The 17,392-nt window shown below is 55.1% G+C and carries 21 protein-coding genes and 1 tRNA gene; 15 read left to right on the top strand and 7 right to left on the bottom strand.

Annotated elements, in window-relative coordinates; all coding sequences use genetic code 11:
• Positions 1 to 101 precede the first annotated feature (101 nt).
• Positions 102 to 626: a cytochrome b gene (locus tag ACUTQW_RS11950; protein WP_235195921.1), complete on the top strand. Its 525-nt coding sequence runs from the start codon at positions 102 to 104 to the stop codon at positions 624 to 626.
• 67 nt (positions 627 to 693) lie between these two features.
• Here the strand turns inward: ACUTQW_RS11950 and ypdK are convergent, their stop codons facing one another.
• A complete protein-coding gene (gene ypdK / locus ACUTQW_RS11945; RefSeq protein ID WP_086012885.1) occupies positions 694 to 768 on the bottom strand; it encodes a membrane protein YpdK in 75 nt (24 codons plus the stop codon).
• A 365-nt stretch (positions 769 to 1,133) separates the two neighbouring features.
• Between ypdK and ACUTQW_RS11940 the strand changes: the two genes are divergently transcribed.
• Positions 1,134 to 1,898, top strand: coding sequence for a CDP-diacylglycerol diphosphatase (locus ACUTQW_RS11940; protein ID WP_006327003.1), 765 nt, complete (start codon positions 1,134 to 1,136; stop codon positions 1,896 to 1,898).
• A 264-nt stretch (positions 1,899 to 2,162) separates the two neighbouring features.
• Here ACUTQW_RS11940 and ACUTQW_RS11935 read toward each other — a convergent pair whose 3' ends face one another.
• Together ACUTQW_RS11935 and ACUTQW_RS11930 are read right to left on the bottom strand one after the other, a co-directional pair.
• Entirely contained in the window at positions 2,163 to 2,612 is a 450-nt protein-coding gene (locus ACUTQW_RS11935) for an antitoxin HicB (protein ID WP_020439517.1), read from the bottom strand.
• A gap of 75 nt (positions 2,613 to 2,687) precedes the next feature.
• Positions 2,688 to 3,137 carry a DUF805 domain-containing protein gene (locus ACUTQW_RS11930; protein WP_020439516.1) on the bottom strand — a complete coding sequence of 150 codons (450 nt, stop codon included), beginning with the start codon at positions 3,135 to 3,137 and terminating at the stop codon, positions 2,688 to 2,690.
• 286 nt (positions 3,138 to 3,423) lie between these two features.
• On the opposite strand from ACUTQW_RS11930, the gene mltB reads away from it, so the two are divergent.
• Positions 3,424 to 4,515: a lytic murein transglycosylase B gene (gene mltB, locus ACUTQW_RS11925; protein ID WP_006326996.1), complete on the top strand. Its 1,092-nt coding sequence runs from the start codon at positions 3,424 to 3,426 to the stop codon at positions 4,513 to 4,515.
• Positions 4,516 to 4,571: 56 nt separating this feature from the next.
• On the opposite strand, the gene ACUTQW_RS11920 is transcribed toward mltB, so the two are convergent.
• Entirely contained in the window at positions 4,572 to 5,723 is a 1,152-nt protein-coding gene (locus ACUTQW_RS11920) for a porin (RefSeq protein ID WP_445654862.1), read from the bottom strand.
• Between the two features lie 424 nt (positions 5,724 to 6,147).
• Between ACUTQW_RS11920 and ACUTQW_RS11915 the strand changes: the two genes are divergently transcribed.
• The 3 genes from ACUTQW_RS11915 (at position 6,148) to ACUTQW_RS11905 (ending at position 7,763) form a co-directional block, all read left to right on the top strand.
• Positions 6,148 to 6,438, top strand: a complete 291-nt coding sequence (locus ACUTQW_RS11915) for a hypothetical protein (protein WP_006326994.1) — start codon at positions 6,148 to 6,150, stop codon at positions 6,436 to 6,438.
• A 95-nt stretch (positions 6,439 to 6,533) separates the two neighbouring features.
• Positions 6,534 to 7,457, top strand: coding sequence for a DMT family transporter (locus ACUTQW_RS11910; protein WP_006326993.1), 924 nt, complete (start codon positions 6,534 to 6,536; stop codon positions 7,455 to 7,457).
• A 3-nt stretch (positions 7,458 to 7,460) separates the two neighbouring features.
• Positions 7,461 to 7,763, top strand: coding sequence for a hypothetical protein (locus tag ACUTQW_RS11905; protein ID WP_020439515.1), 303 nt, complete (start codon positions 7,461 to 7,463; stop codon positions 7,761 to 7,763).
• A 31-nt stretch (positions 7,764 to 7,794) separates the two neighbouring features.
• Here ACUTQW_RS11905 and dsdC read toward each other — a convergent pair whose 3' ends face one another.
• The 3 genes from dsdC to ACUTQW_RS11890 form a co-directional block, all read right to left on the bottom strand.
• Positions 7,795 to 8,724, bottom strand: coding sequence for a DNA-binding transcriptional regulator DsdC (dsdC, locus tag ACUTQW_RS11900; protein WP_006326991.1), 930 nt, complete (start codon positions 8,722 to 8,724; stop codon positions 7,795 to 7,797).
• Positions 8,725 to 8,948: 224 nt separating this feature from the next.
• Positions 8,949 to 9,023: transfer RNA gene (locus ACUTQW_RS11895), tRNA-Arg, on the bottom strand.
• 129 nt (positions 9,024 to 9,152) lie between these two features.
• Complete coding sequence (locus ACUTQW_RS11890; RefSeq protein WP_020439514.1) at positions 9,153 to 10,082, bottom strand: formate/nitrite transporter family protein; 930 nt, start codon at positions 10,080 to 10,082, stop codon at positions 9,153 to 9,155.
• A 253-nt stretch (positions 10,083 to 10,335) separates the two neighbouring features.
• Here ACUTQW_RS11890 and ccmA point away from each other — a divergent pair, with 253 nt between their 5' ends.
• The 9 genes from ccmA (at position 10,336) to ccmI (ending at position 17,384) form a co-directional block, all read left to right on the top strand.
• A complete protein-coding gene (ccmA, locus tag ACUTQW_RS11885) occupies positions 10,336 to 10,956 on the top strand; it encodes a cytochrome c biogenesis heme-transporting ATPase CcmA (RefSeq protein ID WP_004947526.1) in 621 nt (206 codons plus the stop codon).
• Positions 10,956 to 11,615, top strand: a complete 660-nt coding sequence (ccmB, locus tag ACUTQW_RS11880) for a heme exporter protein CcmB (RefSeq protein WP_004947525.1) — start codon at positions 10,956 to 10,958, stop codon at positions 11,613 to 11,615. Before ccmA ends, ccmB begins: the two co-directional genes overlap by 1 nt.
• A 117-nt stretch (positions 11,616 to 11,732) precedes the next feature.
• A complete protein-coding gene (locus ACUTQW_RS11875; RefSeq protein ID WP_006326988.1) occupies positions 11,733 to 12,470 on the top strand; it encodes a heme ABC transporter permease in 738 nt (245 codons plus the stop codon).
• Complete coding sequence (gene ccmD / locus ACUTQW_RS11870) at positions 12,467 to 12,703, top strand: heme exporter protein CcmD (protein WP_004947521.1); 237 nt, start codon at positions 12,467 to 12,469, stop codon at positions 12,701 to 12,703. Before ACUTQW_RS11875 ends, ccmD begins: the two co-directional genes overlap by 4 nt.
• Positions 12,700 to 13,194, top strand: a complete 495-nt coding sequence (gene ccmE / locus ACUTQW_RS11865) for a cytochrome c maturation protein CcmE (RefSeq protein WP_004947520.1) — start codon at positions 12,700 to 12,702, stop codon at positions 13,192 to 13,194. Before ccmD ends, ccmE begins: the two co-directional genes overlap by 4 nt.
• Positions 13,191 to 15,161 (top strand): heme lyase CcmF/NrfE family subunit, encoded by a 1,971-nt coding sequence (locus ACUTQW_RS11860; protein ID WP_004947518.1) that lies wholly within the window; start codon positions 13,191 to 13,193, stop codon positions 15,159 to 15,161. Before ccmE ends, ACUTQW_RS11860 begins: the two co-directional genes overlap by 4 nt.
• Positions 15,158 to 15,709: a DsbE family thiol:disulfide interchange protein gene (locus ACUTQW_RS11855; protein ID WP_004947516.1), complete on the top strand. Its 552-nt coding sequence runs from the start codon at positions 15,158 to 15,160 to the stop codon at positions 15,707 to 15,709. Before ACUTQW_RS11860 ends, ACUTQW_RS11855 begins: the two co-directional genes overlap by 4 nt.
• Positions 15,706 to 16,173: a cytochrome c-type biogenesis protein gene (locus ACUTQW_RS11850; RefSeq protein ID WP_006326986.1), complete on the top strand. Its 468-nt coding sequence runs from the start codon at positions 15,706 to 15,708 to the stop codon at positions 16,171 to 16,173. Before ACUTQW_RS11855 ends, ACUTQW_RS11850 begins: the two co-directional genes overlap by 4 nt.
• Positions 16,173 to 17,384: a c-type cytochrome biogenesis protein CcmI gene (gene ccmI / locus ACUTQW_RS11845; protein ID WP_020439513.1), complete on the top strand. Its 1,212-nt coding sequence runs from the start codon at positions 16,173 to 16,175 to the stop codon at positions 17,382 to 17,384. Before ACUTQW_RS11850 ends, ccmI begins: the two co-directional genes overlap by 1 nt.
• Positions 17,385 to 17,392: the final 8 nt, after the last annotated feature.

Genomic DNA, 17,392 nt, shown 5'->3' with positions numbered 1-17,392 from the left:
CCGGCACACTCGCGCCGGCCTTTTTTCTCAACGCTAAGGTTTTCTTCATCATTTCCCCACTATGCTCGATTAATCTTTTTTTAATTAATCGGGAAGAGTGTATGGGCAACCGCTACGCGAGATCGCAAATTATTTTGCACTGGTTGACGCTGCTGATGGTGATCCTGACCTATGCGGCGATGCTGCTGAAGGATTCGGTGCCGGATGACATGGCGTCACTGGTGAAAAGTCTGCATTTTAACTTTGGCCTGGCGGTATTTTTGCTGATGTTTATCCGGTTGGGGCTGCGTCATCGTTATGCCACGCCGGCCACCACGCCACCGCTGGAAGAATGGCAAGAGTGGGGGGCCAAAATGTTCCACGTGCTGCTCTATGTGTTGTTTCTGGCGTTGCCGGTGCTGGGAGTACTGACGCTGGCCTACGGGGGAAAGGAGTGGGTGTTGCTGGGCTGGCAAGTGCCGCAATTTGTCACGCCGGACTCGGCGCTGCGCCGCATTATCAAGAGCACGCATGAAACGCTCGCCAATACCGGTTACTTTATTATCGGCGGTCACGCGCTGGCGGCGCTGTATCACCATTATCTGCGCAAGGATGACACCTTGCGCCGCATGATGCCGGGCAAATAACCGCATTCAGAAACAACAAAGGGGCGCTTCTGCGCCCCTTTATCTATGTTCCCGGTCATGCTGAGGGTTATGCAACCATCAGCATAAAGGTGCCAATCCACGCTACCAGCATGAACGAAACGCCCATAACAAAATATTTCATTGAACAACTCCCATCTGGAGTTTCTCGCAAGCCAATGATCCCGATTGTTGTGCTGAGTATTTTGTGGATAACCTGCGGCTTATTGGCGGGTTCTTCAATCAGGAAGAACAACGTCCTTGACCACGGATTACCCGGTTGTCGTGCTTCAAAGTCCGTGAGGTAAAACATGAACCACGACAGGATCGGCGCTAATGTACTCCCAATGCCAGCCTGATTACAATACTGTGTTTTTGATCACACTTTTTGGCTATTTTTTACCCAGCCTTGACTGTTTTTAAACGATTTTTATTTCTGAAAATGATATTCAGTTTTACTGTAACAGAGTGATATCCTGCGGCCGGTGATTCTGAAGAGAATGATTTAACATGTTGATATTAAAAAAAATATATCCAATTTTAGCGTTGGTTCTGTTATTTCCACCCTTACCGTCATTTGGCAGCAGTGCGTTATGGCGAGTGGTGAATAATCTATGTGTTTTTAATTATCAAAGGCTTGGCACCGCTTTCCCTTGTGAAAGAATTTATCTTGAAGACGGTCGAGCGAAAGGGTATGCGATAGTTCGCGATCCGGAAACTCGTTATCACTATTTGCTGGTGCCGACATTGAAATTGAAAGGTGTTGAAAGCCCTGAACTGCTATCACCTTCGTTGCCGGATTATTTTTCGCTTGCCTGGCAGAACCGTGATGTATTGGATAGCGTTAATGGCAAACCGCTACCGCGTAATGCATTTGCTTTGACGATTAATTCTCAGAGGGGGCGTACTCAAGGGCAGTTACACATTCATATCGCTTGTCTGAAGCCACATATTCGTCTCAGTATCGACAGGCAGCTTCCTCACATAGGTAACGATTGGACAGCGTTGCCTGAAAATCTGGTTGGACAGCATTACGTAGGGAAACGCATCAGGCAGGACAATTTGGAGGGCGTTTATCCCTTTGTGCAAATTGGCCGCCAATTAGCCAAAAGCAGCGTTGAAATGAAAAACTTTGGTGTGGCGGTTGTGCCGGTGACGTTCGAGGATAAACAACAAGGTTTTGTTCTATTGGCAGATGAAGCCGGACGAGTAAAAAATAACACTGGGCATACAGAAAACATGCTTGATTTTACTTGTAAAGGCTTCGTTAACTAGCATTCCAAATGAACGTCGTGGTGGCCTGGAAAGGCCACCACGCTTAAAAAACTCTCGCTTTGTGGCATCAGTTCACGTACTGCGCCGTTTGAGCTTACTCAATGGCAGTAGTAATTCCGATAGCAATAACAGTCAAAAACAGCGCACAGGATAGCATCATGGCTATCCAAATCTCACGACGACTCCACTGCATTTTACGACCTTTGCTGATGTGATTATTGTCCGGTAACAATCACATCGGCCAGCGGCAGAAAAAGTTTAGTTTTATTTAATCCGACAGGATTGCGTTGTTGCCACCGTAGCGCACACCTCATATCCCAGCAGGTAAAGAGCCTGTTCCAGCGCTTCCACTTTTGAGGCATAGGCAACGTCCAGCAGACGATCCATTTGGCCGCCGTTAAAGCCCAGTTTGCGCGCCAGATCGGCTTTGGACGTGGCGCCGGCCAGCATGATGTTATGCAGCTCGAGCTTAAGTTTCACCAGCACCGGGACGTGGATCTCCAGGTCTTCCGGCTGGGTGCGGGATGGGGGCGGCACCGGGCGGCCTTCTTCCATTTCCGTGGCGATGGCGATCAGCAGGCTTTCCTGCGCTTCCAGTTCGATATCTTCACGTTTATAGCAGGCGGCCTGCTGTTCAGGAAAATCGCGAAAATGAATCTGCCAGGCGTCGCTTTCGTTATCAAAGGCGTAATGGGCGGGGTAGTGGCAAGACATGATATTTCCTGTATGGCGCGTGGATTATGCGGCATTGTGACCGCTTGGCCTGCAGATAGCCAGTACCGGGTTTCGCTAGCCGGCCTGCTCGGGCTTGCCTGCCCGGCGGGCAGAAGGCAGCACCAGCGCACACAGGACGCCAATCAGGCTGATGACGATCAGCCAGCGTTCAACCGGGCCGGGGTGGTAGTTATTCACCACGCTGAGCGCATACAGCGCTAACGCCAGAGGCCAGCCGGGCGTGCCGACGTCATTGAGCCGGTATGCGGTGCGGGCGACAAACCACAGCGTCAGGCCGATCCAACACAGCGACCACAGCATGATGCACAGTAGGTAGAGGAATACCGAAAAAAACGCGGCGATGTCGCTGTGCGCGTAGGCGCGGAACAGGTTTTTATCCAGATAGGGGGACAGGAATGACAGCAATGTCAGGCCGGTGGCGAAAATAGCCAGGGAGAAAACATAGTTTTTACGCGTAATGCGGCGTTTAAAGACGTTTCTAGCGATCTGTCCGAGGGAGTCCAAAGTAACATTCCGTTGTAGCAAGTAGCTCTGGCCGGGTCGTCAGCCAAGGGGGGCGTATTTTAGTGGCATTCGACAGTGAGTCAATATGATAATTTTTCTCATTTAGTTAAGGTTTAGGCTCCTGTCTTCTTACCCTAAGTGGTTTAGGTTTTCTGGGTGACGTATCACGATTTCTGAATTTTTGGCTTCCCGCCCGGCCATGAGCGGCATAATCCAGTTTGTTCGCACCGGACAATGGATTAACATAACGCTCACTTATCACTGGCCTGGCTTATATGGATATCCGATGCGTCATTTAGTTGCTCTTCTCCCTCTGCTTACCTTACTCACAGCCTGTAGCAGCGGGCCGAAGCCTACCCCAGCAGCTCCTCAGGCTAACGCCGTAGTAAAAGGCGGTTTCCTGCTGACGCCGGCACATAGCGGCCAGCCGTTGGGCGGTGATTTTGCCAATAATCCAAACACTGCCCGCTTTATCGATAAAATGGTGCAGGAACACGGATTCGATCGTCAGCAATTGCATGATGTGCTGGCCCAGGCAAAACGGTTGGATTCGGTGCTGCGGTTGATGGAGCGTCAGGCACCGACCCCCACCACCACTCAGGCGCCGTCCGTGCCGAACGGATCCTGGCTGCGCTATCGCAACAAGTTCATTACGCCGGATAACGTGCAAAACGGCGTGCTGTTCTGGAACCAATATCAGGAAGCCCTGCAGCGCGCCCAGCAGGTATACGGCGTGCCGCCCGAGATCATTGTCGGCATTATCGGCGTTGAGACCCGCTGGGGCCGCGTGATGGGGAAAACCCGCATTATCGATGCCTTGTCCACGCTGGCCTTCGACTATCCGCGCCGCGCCGATTACTTTGCCGGCGAGCTGGAAACCTTCCTGTTGATGTCGCGCGCCGAAGGGGATGACCCGCTGGATCTGCGCGGCTCCTTTGCCGGCGCCATGGGCTACGGCCAGTTTATGCCTTCTTCGTTCAAGAGCTACGCGGTTGATTTCAACGGTGACGGCCACATCAATCTGTGGGATCCGGTGGATGCGATCGGCAGCGTCGCCAACTACTTTAAAGAACATGGCTGGATCAGTGGCGAGGCCGTGGCGGTACCGGCCAGCGGCCAGGCGCCGGGGCTGGATAACGGCTTTAAAACTCGCTACTCGCTTGACACCCTCGCGGCGGCCGGGCTGACCCCGCAAGGCTCGCTCGGCACTGAGCAGGAAGCCAGCCTGCTGCGGCTGGATATGGGGACCAGCTACCAATACTGGTACGGGTTGCCGAACTTCTACGCCATTACCCGTTACAACCACAGCACCCATTACGCCATGGCGGTGTGGCAGTTGGGCGAAGCGGTGGGGCGCTCGGCGCGCGGCGGGTTCTGATGCGCTGATAACAATGAAAAAGGCCGTGAAAACGGCCTTTTTTACGTCTATACCGATCAGAAATCGTAGCGCAAGCGCACCAACGTCATATCACCGAGGTTATCGGTACTTGAAGTCAGCACGTGTTCCACATCGACGCGGAAACCGTAATCAAACTGCACCGTAACGCCCAGGCCGTTATCGATACGCTGATAGTTGTGACCGCTCACATACTCCAGACGATCGCCCATAAAGTAAGGCATTACGGATTTCACCGCATATTGGCCCACCGGCACGGTGTAACCGGCCAGATACTCGATACCCCAGGCGTCGCCGGCGAAGTAGTTGTCAACGTCGGCTTTTTTGGTGGTCAGGAAGTTGTTGTACCAGCCGCCGCCAAAGGTCAGGGTCCAACTGTCCGGTTTCCAGCTCAGCGCGGTGCCCACAATGTTCTGATCGTAGTCTTTCGAGCCGCTGGTGGAAGGGTTACGCATTTCGGCGCGAGTATAGTTCCACGCGGTGCCCCAGGTCAGATCCGGCGTCAGGTGGTAATCCACGCCCAGCGAACCGCCGCCTTTGCGCTTGTAGCGCAGGCCATTGCCCGGCAGATAGTCGTTATCGCTGAACAGGTAAGAGGCGTAAACGTCCGCATCGCCAAAGGTGTTTTTGTACTTCAGCATTTTGCGCGAACGGTAAGATCCGTCGTAGTCGCCGTTGATGCCGTTGCCCGGTGCCTGGGCCAGCATGTCGTAATCCCAGATATCGGTTTTGGCGCCCACCACGTCGTAATACACGCTGTTTTGCTGGCCAAAGGTCAGTTGCCCCCAGGTTTTGCTTTTCAGACCGGTGTACAACATGCGGCGGCTGGTGTTATTGGCGCCGTCGGCATAGTGGTGATCCCAGTCGAACAGGGCAGGGATATTCACCCCCAGCTCGTAGTAGCTGATCCAACTGATGTCGTCGAACAGATAGTAGTCCGCGGCAAAGCGGAAACGGGTACCGCCATCGAAGCCGTTGCGTTTATAGGAGCCTTTATCGCCATCGCCGGTCATGTTGTTGAACTGTGGGCGGATGCTGCCGCCGACGGTAAAGTTGAGGCGGCTCAGCGGATCGCCCGCCTGCGGATCCTGCTTCAGCAGGGTGATTTCAGCCTGGGCAGCGAAAGAGGCGGTGCCCATCACCAGCCCCAAAGCGACCGCCCGAGTCAATGCGCGCAATGTGAAAGTCATGTGTTGTTATCCCTGTGATTGATTGCCAACATCACCGACGCACCGGCATCGGTGATTTGCTCAGGTTTTTTCTGAGCGTTTTCATTGTTTTTTGGCGTGGTTGAAGCGAAGCGCATATGTAACACGATGCGCATCACAAAAAGTTACTTTTCTTGCTAATTATTTGATTGAATATTAATCGTTGACGGGAAAGAGGGCGACGGGGCCTGACGCGGGGTCATGCTCAGCGTAGTGGCTAAGCCATGACGACAATACTCGGATGAACTCAGCTAACGCATAGCCTTATATTTTTCACTTGTCAGTGAATGGCAGATGCCGTGTAATTTAATCGACATGAGGGTATTAAATAAGCTGACGGGTAGCGGAATTAATTTTGCCTATATCGGTAATATGGATTGGATTAATAAGGGGTCTGGAGATGACTATGAAAGCTTTATTGGCGTTATTTATTGGTCTGTTTTCATTGCCGCTGATGGCGGCGGAGTCGCACGTATGCCAGTCTCAAGCTTATGATTATGCTAGCATTGGTAAGCTCAGGTTGAGTGATGACACGGTATTTACCTGCCGTGATGTTGGCCGCCTCACTATTCCTGAATTGGCGAGGCGGGGTTGGAAGGTTATTCATGTGGCGCAACAAACCGAATATACCGGCGATACCGATAGCGATAGTGAAGTGATTAAGATGTACCAAGAAATAGTGGTTTATAAAGAGTAGCCTTTAAATATTCCTGCGGTTTTATTCTCCATCATCGCTCTTATTCGCGGCGAGGGATAATTGTATTTTGAGCAGAGCGGTTTGCAGGAGGTATGATGATTTCCAGAAACAACATAGACAGCAAAGCGGCTACCGCCATGACGCTGATATGCGCCATATGGGGGCTGCAACAGGTCGCGATCAAGGCGGCCGAGCCGGACATCTCCGCCGTACTGCAAATCGCCGTCAGGTCAGGCGTAGCCGCTTTGGCGGTCTACCTTTTGGCGCGTTACAAAAGGGAAAGGTTCGTATTCGATCGCCCCACGTTGTTAGCCGGTTTGGGCGTTGGCTTATTGTTCGCGTTAGAGTTCTTTTTCGTCTCTGAAGGTTTACGTTATACCAGCGCGTCGCATATGGCGGTCTTTTTGTACACCGCTCCCTTATTCTCCGCCATCGGGCTGCATTTTTTTATCCGGCACGAGCGCTTGTCGGCCGTGCAGTGGGCCGGTATTACTCTGGCCTTTGGCGGCGTGGTGCTCGCCATCTCGGGGATGGGCGACAGCTCGGGTGGTGAGGCGCAGCTCCGTGGCGACATTTATGGCCTGTTGGCGGGCATGTCCTGGGGCGGCTCGACGATAGTCATTCGCACCACGCGCCTGGCGAACTGTTCGTCCAAACAGACGCTGTTGTTCCAACTGACAGGGGCCTGCCTGTTGTTATCTCTGCTGGCGATGACGATGGAGAACCTTCATTTCAACCTGAGTTCTGTGGCCTGGACCAGCCTGATATTCCAAACGGTTATCGTCTCTTTTCTCAGCTATCTGATTTGGTTTTCTCTGCTACGTGATTATCAGGCCTCTTCGTTGGGCATTCTGACCTTTATGACCCCCATTTTTGGCATTTTGGCCGGTGTGGTGATTTTGGGTGAACCGCTGCAAATTGAATTTGTACTGGGTTCTGTATTGATCGTCTTCGGGCTTATTGTCGTAAGCTGTTCTTATTTGTTTTATGTCAATAGAGGAGTTGCACCAAAAATATAATCCATGGATGTTAATATTCATAACTATCAAATAATCTGTGAAAGCCAATTCACCCTCACCGTACAAATATCCAGGTATGCCTGGGGATATCCTTTGATAACGCTCTACGATAATGGTGATTTTTCCGTGGTGAAAAGCACCAGACGGATGCGGTTATCCAATCAGATGCCGGTTGAAGTCATCACCTTTGCTAATAACTATGCTGTGGCCTGGGATAATAGCCGCAAGCATATTTATTATTCAAAGGCCGGAAGGTTATATAACTGCGCGCTGGATTTCTCTTATACCCCAAAGAAATGGCGCTGATTTTAAGAAAACCTGCCAATGCCTCCGGCCATCAGGCCAGAGGCGCGATCTTCATCAACCACTCTTTGAAAGCGAGGATCTTCGGCCACTGGCGTTCGGAGATGGTCGACATAAAATAGCAGTGTTCGCAAGGCAAGGTCATGTTGCTGAACGGGATAATCAGTTCGCCGCTTTTGATCCAGTCTTGCACCAGATTAAGCCGCCCCATGGCGACGCCGAGGTGTTTGGTCGCCGCCAGCACGGCCAGATCCGAGCGATCGAACTCCATGCTTTTGCTTTCTGTATCCAGCGCCAAATCAAAATGTTGCGACCAGGTCAACCATTCGTCTTCGCCGGAGTTGTACCTGTCATGCAGCAGGGTGCAATGTGCCAGGTTTTCCGGTGCGTCGTAGAGGTTATGTGCCTTGGCGTACTGCGGAGTACAGATCGGGACTATAGATTCCTGCATAAAAGCTTCGTCTATTTGTTTCCCGGACAGCAGCTTGCCAAAGTACATGGCTAAATCAACGCCCCGATTGGCCAGGCTGATGATCTCCTGCCCGGTGACTATGCTTAAATGAATGGTGGGATGCTGAGCAATAAAATCGCCGATCCGCGGTATCAACAAGCACTGCACGATGGAAGGGTGCGAATAAATAGTCAGGTTGCCCGTCAACTCACGATTTTTAATATCAAGAATTTCCTGATTCAACGTATCGAAGGAGCGGCTTAATGCCCATTGCATGCGCTCGCCTTCCGGTGTTAGCGTAATTCTGCGATGGAAGCGTTGAAATAAAAGAAAACCCAACTCTTTTTCCAGCAGATTAATTCTGTGGCTCACGGCGCTGGGCGTAATAGACAGTTCTTCCGCCGCCAGTGAAAAGGATAAGTTGCGGGCGACGCATTCAAAAGTATGCAGGCGTGAAAATTGATAGCTGGTCAGCGGGCTTGCGCGTTGAAAATATTTTTTGTCGGGGAACATGTCATGCCTCCATGCTTATAATTAAACAATTTTAGCATTTAATTTAACGGGGCTGAAACGCGATTTCTATTATTTACAAATAACGGCTGAGATTAATGACGTTATCTGGCTGACCGAGCGGGTCATTAGGTAGGGGTCAGGATTCGCTATTAAATATGGGCAAGGCGTCTTGCCGAGTACCGAGGGAAAGGTGCGCTGTCGTAAAGCTGTTTTTTGTGTGGCGATGGTGTCCCCGACTGGAATCGAACCAGTAACTAGCCCTTAGGAGGGGCTTGTTATATCCGTTTAACTACGGGGACCCTGCGGGCCGGCAACCTGAGCTGCCGGGGCAGTATACCTTTTTTTACCCGCAGAATAAGCGCTTAGCGGTGCGTTTGCTCATTCCCTCGCCAATATGCGGTGAATTTTGTACGTAGCCCCGGCTGCGATCACGGTTTTTTCGCCTTGGCGGCCCCTTTTTCCGCCTCCAGCTTCGCTGCCTTGTTTTTAACGCTCATATCGTTACGGATCTGCGCGTGGCTGATGAGCGCGAAGATAAAGGTGCCGCCGATAATGTTGCCCGCCAGCGTCGGAATGGCGAACGGATAGAAAAATTCCTGCCAGGGGAGAGCGCCGCTAAACACCAGATACAGGATCTCGACCGAGCCGACCACAATGTGGGTCAGGTCGCAAATTGCCACCAGATAGGTCATCAGCACAATTATCCAAATCTTGGCCGCCCCGGCGGAGGGGAACATCCACACCATGGTGGCGATGATCCAGCCCGCCAGAATGCCGTTGGCGAACATTTCTGACGGCGAGTTTTTCATCACCTCTTCCGACAGGCTGACGAAGGCTCTGCGGGTATTGTCGTCGAAAATCGGCATATGGATAAACGCCAGCGACGCCAGCCCGGTGCCAATCAGGTTACCGAGCAGCACCACGCCCCACAGGCGGAACAGGATCAGGAAGTTTCTCGGCGTCGGTTTGTGCATGATCGGCAGCACGGCGGTGACGGTGTTTTCGGTAAACAGCTGTTGGCGGGCCATAATCACAATGATAAAGCCGAAGGTGTAGCCAATATTTTCGATAAAAAAACGGCTGGGATCGTCCGGCAGGCGGGCATGAAAAATGCCTTTCGCCACCAGTGAAGCGCCCATCGACAGCCCGGCGGCCACGGCGGACCACAGCAGCGCTACCCAGTCGCGTTCCAGCTCTTTTTCGCCTTCCATACGGATAAGCTCATGCACCGCCGCCGCGCGTGAGGGCAGGTTCTCTTCCTTTACCTCGATTTCCGATTTGCCCTGTTCGTGTTCTTTGCTTTCTACTTTTAGAGGATCATCGGCATTCGCTGTTGTGCGGGGTTGTTCGTCGCTCATTATTTGCTCTCTCCATCAGATGTCGCCAGGGCCACTCATCAAGCGTAGTTGGCTCACGGGCGGCGCGACAGAAATGCGTAAAATGACGGAAAAAAGTAACAAGAGTTTAACGCCGTCGGTTTTTCCTACGCATTATTGATCTGGGCCGTCATATTACCCCTATTGGAGTAGCCGAGCGGCCGGTGGCGGGCTGCGTGCTGCAGGCGCCTTATGCTATGATTCGCTATCCCAAAGAAAAATATGAGTTCTCCCGATGCTGGAAGCTAAAAGTCTGAGCTGCGTCCGTGATGAACGCATCCTGTTTAGCGAGTTAAGCTTTACGGTGAAGCCGGGCGAGATTATTCAGGTGGAAGGGCCGAACGGCGCGGGCAAGACCAGCCTGTTGCGCATTCTGGCCGGGTTGGCGCAGCCGGAAAGCGGCGAAGTGTGCTGGCGTGGGCAAAATACGCTGCGTCACCGTGAGAATTATCATCAGGATCTGTTGTTCCTCGGCCATCAGCCGGGGATTAAAACCATGCTGACGCCCTTCGAGAACCTGCAATTTTACCAGGCGGTACGCGCCGCGCCCGATCGTCAGGCTATATGGCGGGCGCTGGATCTGGTGGGGTTGGTCGGTTACGAGGATTTGCCGGTGGCGCAGCTTTCCGCCGGCCAGCAGCGCCGGGTGGCGCTGGCGCGTTTATGGCTAAGTGAGAGCCCACTGTGGATCCTGGATGAACCGCTGACGGCAATAGATAAACAAGGCGTGGCTGAATTGATTAGCCTTTTTGAGCAACATGCGCAGCAAGGCGGCATGGTATTGTTGACCACGCACCAGGATCTGGCCGGCACGACGCAGGCGGTAGGTAAAATCAGCCTGGCGGAGACTCTCTGATGTTTTTGACGGTATTGCGCCGCGAGCTGAAAATTGCCTTTCGCAAAGGGTCGGAAATCGTTAACCCGCTGTGGTTCTTCCTGATCGTTATCACGTTGTTTCCGTTGGGCATTGGGCCAGAACCGCAATTGCTGGCGCGCATTGCGCCGGGGATTATCTGGGTGGCGGCGTTGCTGGCTTCGCTGTTGTCGCTGGAGCGTTTGTTTCGCGACGATTTTCTCGATGGCTCGCTGGAGCAACTGCTGCTGTTGCCAACGCCGCTGCCGATGACGGTGTTAGGCAAAGTGTGTGCTCACTGGGTCGTGACGGGATTACCGTTGTTAATCCTGTCGCCGTTGGTGGCGCTGCTGCTGTCGCTGGATATGCAGACCTGGCTGGCGGTGGCGTTTACGCTGCTGCTGGGCACCCCGACGCTGAGCCTGGTCGGTGCCATCGGTGTGGCGCTGACCGTCGGGTTGCGCAAAGGAGGCGTGCTGCTCAGCCTGCTGGTGCTGCCGCTGTACATTCCGGTGCTGATATTTTCCACCGCCGCTATCGACGCCGCTTCCATGGGCATGCCGATAGCGGGGTATCTGGCGATTTTGGGCGCAATGCTGGCGGGCAGCATAACGCTGGCCCCCTTTGCCACCGCCGCCGCTCTGCGAGTGAGCGTGCACTAGCATCACTGATTAACATGCGGGTTAACGCCGTTAAGAGCGTGTGCACCGCGAAAGCTATTTTCGTCGCCCCTCGATAGGGGGGCCACCTGAAAACATTTACCGTGAGCAATGACGACAATGTGGAAATGGTTACATCAATTCGCCCAGCCTGAGCGGCTGTATCGTGTCTGCGGCCGTTTTGTCCCCTGGCTGGGGCTGGCCGGCGCCCTCTGCCTGGCGATCGGCTGGGTATGGGGTTTTGGTTTTGCGCCGAAGGATTATCAACAGGGCGACAGCTTCCGCATCATGTATATCCACGTGCCGGCTGCCATGTGGTCAATGGGCATCTACGCTTCGATGGCGGTGGCGGCGTTTATCGGCCTGGTGTGGCAGATGAAAATGTCCGACTCCGTGGTGGCGGCGATGGCGCCGGTCGGCGCGGTGTTTACCTTTATCGCGCTGGTCACGGGGGCCGCCTGGGGCAAACCTATGTGGGGTACCTGGTGGGTGTGGGACGCGCGTCTGACCTCTGAACTGGTGCTGCTGTTCCTTTATATGGGCATTATTGCGCTGTATAACGCCTTTGAAGACCGCCGCCTGGCCGGCCGCGCCGCCGGTATTCTGGTGCTGGTGGGGGTGGTGAACATCCCGATTATTCATTTCTCTGTCGAATGGTGGAACACGCTGCATCAGGGTTCCACCAATATGCAACAGAGCATCGCGCCCAGCATGCGCATCCCGTTGCGTTGGGCGATCCTCGGCTATCTGCTGTTCTTCATCACGCTGACCCTGATGCGGTTGCGCAATCTGATCCTGGCCCAGGAGCGTCAGCGCCCGTGGGTTGCCGGGCTGGTCAACAAGGAGCGCCAACCATGAATGCCGCATTTACCTCCTGGTCGGCGTTTTTCGCCATGGGCGGCTACGCCTTTTATGTTTGGCTGGCGGTGGCCGTCACGCTGTTGTCGTTGTTGGGACTGGTGGCTCACACCTGCTGGCAGCGCAGGCAACTGCTGGATGAAGTCAGCCGTCGTCAGGCGCGCGAACGACGCATTCGTCAGTCGCAGCAGTCGAAACAAAAATCCGCTGATCCGCGGGAGAAATCATTGTGAATCCACGTCGTAAAAGCCGCCTGTATCTGGCGATTGTCGTGCTGATCGGCGTGGCGCTGACCGCTACCCTGACGCTGTACGCGCTGCGCTCCAACATCGATCTGTTTTATACCCCGAGTGAAATTCTGCAGGGCAAGGGGGAGGATCACGAAAAACCGGAGGTGGGCCAACGCCTGCGCATTGGCGGCATGGTGATGCCCGGCTCGGTGAAGCGCGATCAGAAAACGCTGCAGGTCAACTTCAAGATTTATGATGCGCGCGGCGTGATTGACGTCACCTATACCGGCATTCTGCCGGATCTGTTCCGTGAAGGGCAGGGCGTGGTGGCGCAAGGCGTGCTGGGCGAAGGCAACGTGGTTAACGCGCGTGAAGTGCTGGCGAAACACGATGAAAAATACACCCCGCCGGAAGTGGCAGACGCAATGAAAGAAAACCATAAGGGGCCGGCTTCGGCCTACACCGCCCCGCAAAATGAGGGCGGCAAGTCATGATGCCGGAAACGGGAAGTTTTCTGCTGTGCCTGGCATTGGCGATTTCGCTGCTGCTGAGCATTTATCCACAGTGGGGCGCGGCGCGTCAGGATCGCCGCATGATGGCGGTGGCGCGCCCGCTGACCTACGGCATGTTCGCCGCCATTGCACTGGCGTTCATCTGCCTGGTGCACGCCTTTGTCGTGAATGATTTTACCGTGGCCTATGTGGCCGCCAACTCTAACAGCCAACTGCCGGTGTATTACCGCATCGCCGCCACCTGGGGCGCGCATGAGGGATCGCTGTTGCTGTGGGTGCTGTTGCTCAGTTGCTGGTCATTGGCGGTGGCGCTGTGCAGCCGTTCGATGCCGCAGGATGCGGTGGCGCGCGTGCTGTCGGTGATGGGCATGATCACCGCAGGCTTCCTGCTGTTTATCATCATGACCTCCAACCCGTTCACCCGCACGCTGCCGAACTTCCCGATCGACGGCAGCGACCTCAACCCGCTGCTGCAGGATATCGGCCTGATCTTCCATCCGCCGCTGTTGTACATGGGTTATGTCGGCTTCTCGGTGGCGTTTGCCTTCGCCATCGCCTCACTGATGGCCGGCCGGCTGGATACCGCCTGGGCGCGCTGGTCGCGGCCCTGGACCACGGCGGCCTGGGTGTTTCTCACCCTGGGGATCGTGCTGGGGTCCGCCTGGGCCTATTACGAACTGGGTTGGGGCGGCTGGTGGTTCTGGGATCCGGTGGAAAACGCGTCCTTTATGCCTTGGCTGGCCGGTACGGCGCTGATGCACTCGCTGGCGGTGACCGAAAAACGCGGCACCTTCAAGGCCTGGACGGTGCTGCTGGCCATTACCGCCTTCTCGCTGTGCCTGCTGGGCACCTTCCTGGTACGCTCCGGCGTGCTGGTTTCGGTGCACTCTTTTGCTTCCGACCCGGCGCGCGGCATGTTTATCCTCGCCTATCTGGTGATCGTGATCGGCGGTTCTCTGCTGCTTTACGCGGTCAAGGGCGGGCAGGTACGCAGCCGGGTGCAGCATGAAACCTTCTCGCGCGAAACCTTCCTGCTGGGCAATAACGTGCTGTTGATTGCCGCCATGCTGGTTGTGCTGCTGGGCACGTTGCTGCCGCTGGTGCACAAACAGCTGGGCCTGGGCAGCATTTCTATCGGCGAACCCTTCTTCAATACCATGTTCACCTGGCTGATGGCGCCGATGGCGCTGCTGATGGGCATCGGCCCGCTGGTGCGCTGGCGTCGCGATGAACCGACCAAGCTGTGGCGCCGCTTGAGCGTGGCGCTGGCGATCACGCTGGTGCTGTCGATCCTGCTGCCGTGGTTGTTGCAAGACAGCATCGCCGGCATGACGGTGGTCGGGCTGATCATGGCGGTGTGGGTGATTATTCTGACGCTGATGGAGTTGCATGAGCGCGCTACCCATCGCCACGGTTTCTGGCGCGGCCTGAGCCACCTTTCCCGCAGCCACTGGGGTATGGTGTTGGGCCACCTCGGGGTCGCGGTGACGGTGATCGGCATTGCGTTCAGCCAGAACTACAGCGTGGAGCGCGATGTGCGCATGAAGGCCGGCGACAGCGTGGACATTCACAGCTACCACTTTGTGTTCCGCGACGTGCACGATATTCGCGGCCCGAACTACAGCGGCGGCGTCGGTATTATCGACGTCACGCGCAACGGCAAGCCGGAAGCCACGCTGCACGCGGAGAAACGTTACTACAGCGTGGCGCGCAGCATGATGACCGAAGCGGCTATCGACGGCGGTTTCAGCCGCGACCTGTATGCGGCGCTGGGGGAAGAGCTGGACGACGGCTCCTGGGCGGTGCGCCTGTATTACAAACCCTTCGTGCGCTGGATCTGGTTCGGCGGGGTATTTATGGCGATTGGCGGCATCTTGTGCATTCTCGATCCGCGCTATCGGATGAACAAAAAACTCAAGCGTGAAGGCAAGCTGGAGGAGCAGGCATGAACCGTAAGTTGCTGTTTATCCCGTTAATCCTGTTCCTGTTGCTGGTGGCGGCCTTTATGGTGCAGTTGACGCGCAATGCCGGTGGCGAGGATCCGACCCTGCTGGAGTCTGCGCTGATCGGCAAACCGGTGCCCACTTTTAAGCTGGAGTCGCTCGACCAACCCGGGAAAACGTTCGATCAGGCGGTGCTGCGTACCGGCAAGCCGATGTTGTTGAACGTTTGGGCGACCTGGTGCCCAACCTGCCGTGCCGAGCATCAATACCTCAACACCCTGGCGACGCGCGGTATTCGCGTGGTGGGGCTGAACTATAAGGACGACCGCAGCAAAGCGGTCACCTGGCTGAATTCATTGGGCAATCCCTATGCGCTCAGCCTGTATGACGGCGATGGCATGCTGGGATTGGATCTTGGCGTGTATGGCGCGCCGGAAACTTTCCTGATCGACGGGCAGGGCATTATTCGTTACCGCCATGCCGGGGATATGAACGAGCGTGTCTGGCAGCAGGAAGTGTTGCCGCTGTACAAAAAGTACGGGGGTGAAGCATGAGGCTGATTGCCCTGATGTTTGCCGCATTGCTGAGCTGGAGCGCTGCGGCGGCTATCGATACCTATAAATTCAACTCGGTTGAGCAGGAACAGCAATACCGTGAGCTGACGGAACAGCTGCGCTGCCCGAAATGCCAGAACAACAGCATCGCAGATTCCAACGCCATCATCGCCGCAGACATGCGCACCAAGGTGTACGAGCTGATGATGCAGGGGCAGAACAAACAGCAGATCATTGATTATATGGTGGCGCGCTACGGCAATTTCGTCACCTATGAACCGCCGGTGACCCCGGCGACGCTGATCCTGTGGGTTGGCCCGTTGCTGTTTGTGCTGATCGGCGGTGCGGTGGTGATACTGCGCACTCGCCGCCGCCGTGCCGGCGCTGCTAACGATGAATTCTCCGAACAGGAGCAACAGCGCTTGGCGGCGCTGCTGAAAGAGACTGACAGGAAGAAACCCTAATGGCTTTTTGGCTGATTATTATTGTGCTGTTGGCCGGCGCTGCGGCGCTGCTGGTGGTGCCAGCGATGCGCCAGAGCAAGCAGGGCGCGGCCACCAGCCGCGACGCATTGAATAAGGCGCTTTATCAGGATCGCCTGCACGAGCTGGAGCAGGATGAAGCGCAGGGCGTGGTTGCCGAGCGCCCGGAGCTGATAAAAGAACTGCAACAGAACCTGCTGAACGACATTCCCGGCCAACAGGACGTGCAGACGAAACCGATCACCCGTTGGGCACTGGTGCCTGGCGTGTTGCTGCTGGTGGTGGTTACTCTGGGGTTCTATCTGAAAACCGGAGGGTTGGCGCAGGTGATGGACTGGCAGCAGGTGCAAGCCCAAATGCCGGAGTTGCGTGCGCGCGTCGCCAATGAGCGCGCTCAGCCGCTGAGCATGGAAGAGATTGCTCGCCTTGGGCTGGGGCTGCGCACCGCGCTGCAACAAGACGATCGCAACATCAACGACTGGATGATGCTGGGCCGCGTCGGCATGGCGCTGAATAACGCCACAACGGCGACGCAGGCATTTGCTCATGCTTATCAATTGGATCCGAATAATCTGGAAGTGCGCCTCGGCTATGCGGAAGTGTTGACGCGATCCAACGATCCGGAGGATAACAAGCAAGCCACGCAGATGCTGCGCAAGATGATCGCCGACGATCATACCAATCTGCGCGTATTGAGCTTGCTGGCGTTCAATGCCTTCGAACAGGGTGATTTCAAACAGGCGATCGGCGCTTGGCAGGTGATGTTGAAACTGCTGCCGGCCAACGATCAGCGCACCGAGGTGTTAAAGCGCAGTATTGCACAAGCAAAATCACAGGCGGGCGAAGAAACTGTTAAACTGAATGTAAACGTGACGTTATCGCCCGAGGCGACTAACGCTTTACCGCAGCAGGGGACGCTGGTCATTTCGGTGACCGATGGCGCCAACCCGGTGCCGGTTGCGGTAAAACAACTGCCCTTAAGCCGTTTCCCACTGTCATTCTCTCTGGATGACAGCAACGCCATGATGCCTGAACGCCTGCTTTCGGCGCTGCATCAGGTGAAGGTGCGGGTACGGATTTCTCACGACGGTCTGGCCACGCCGCAGGCGGGCGACTGGTTTGGTGAGAGTGAGCTGCAAAATTTCAGCGGCAAAGAGCAGGTTAGCGTTCAGATTAACAAGCAGGTTCCCTGAATAAAAAG

The sequence above is a fragment of the Serratia sp. TSA_7 genome (assembly GCF_052692135.1).
This window is presented reverse-complemented; position numbering and strand designations above follow the sequence as displayed.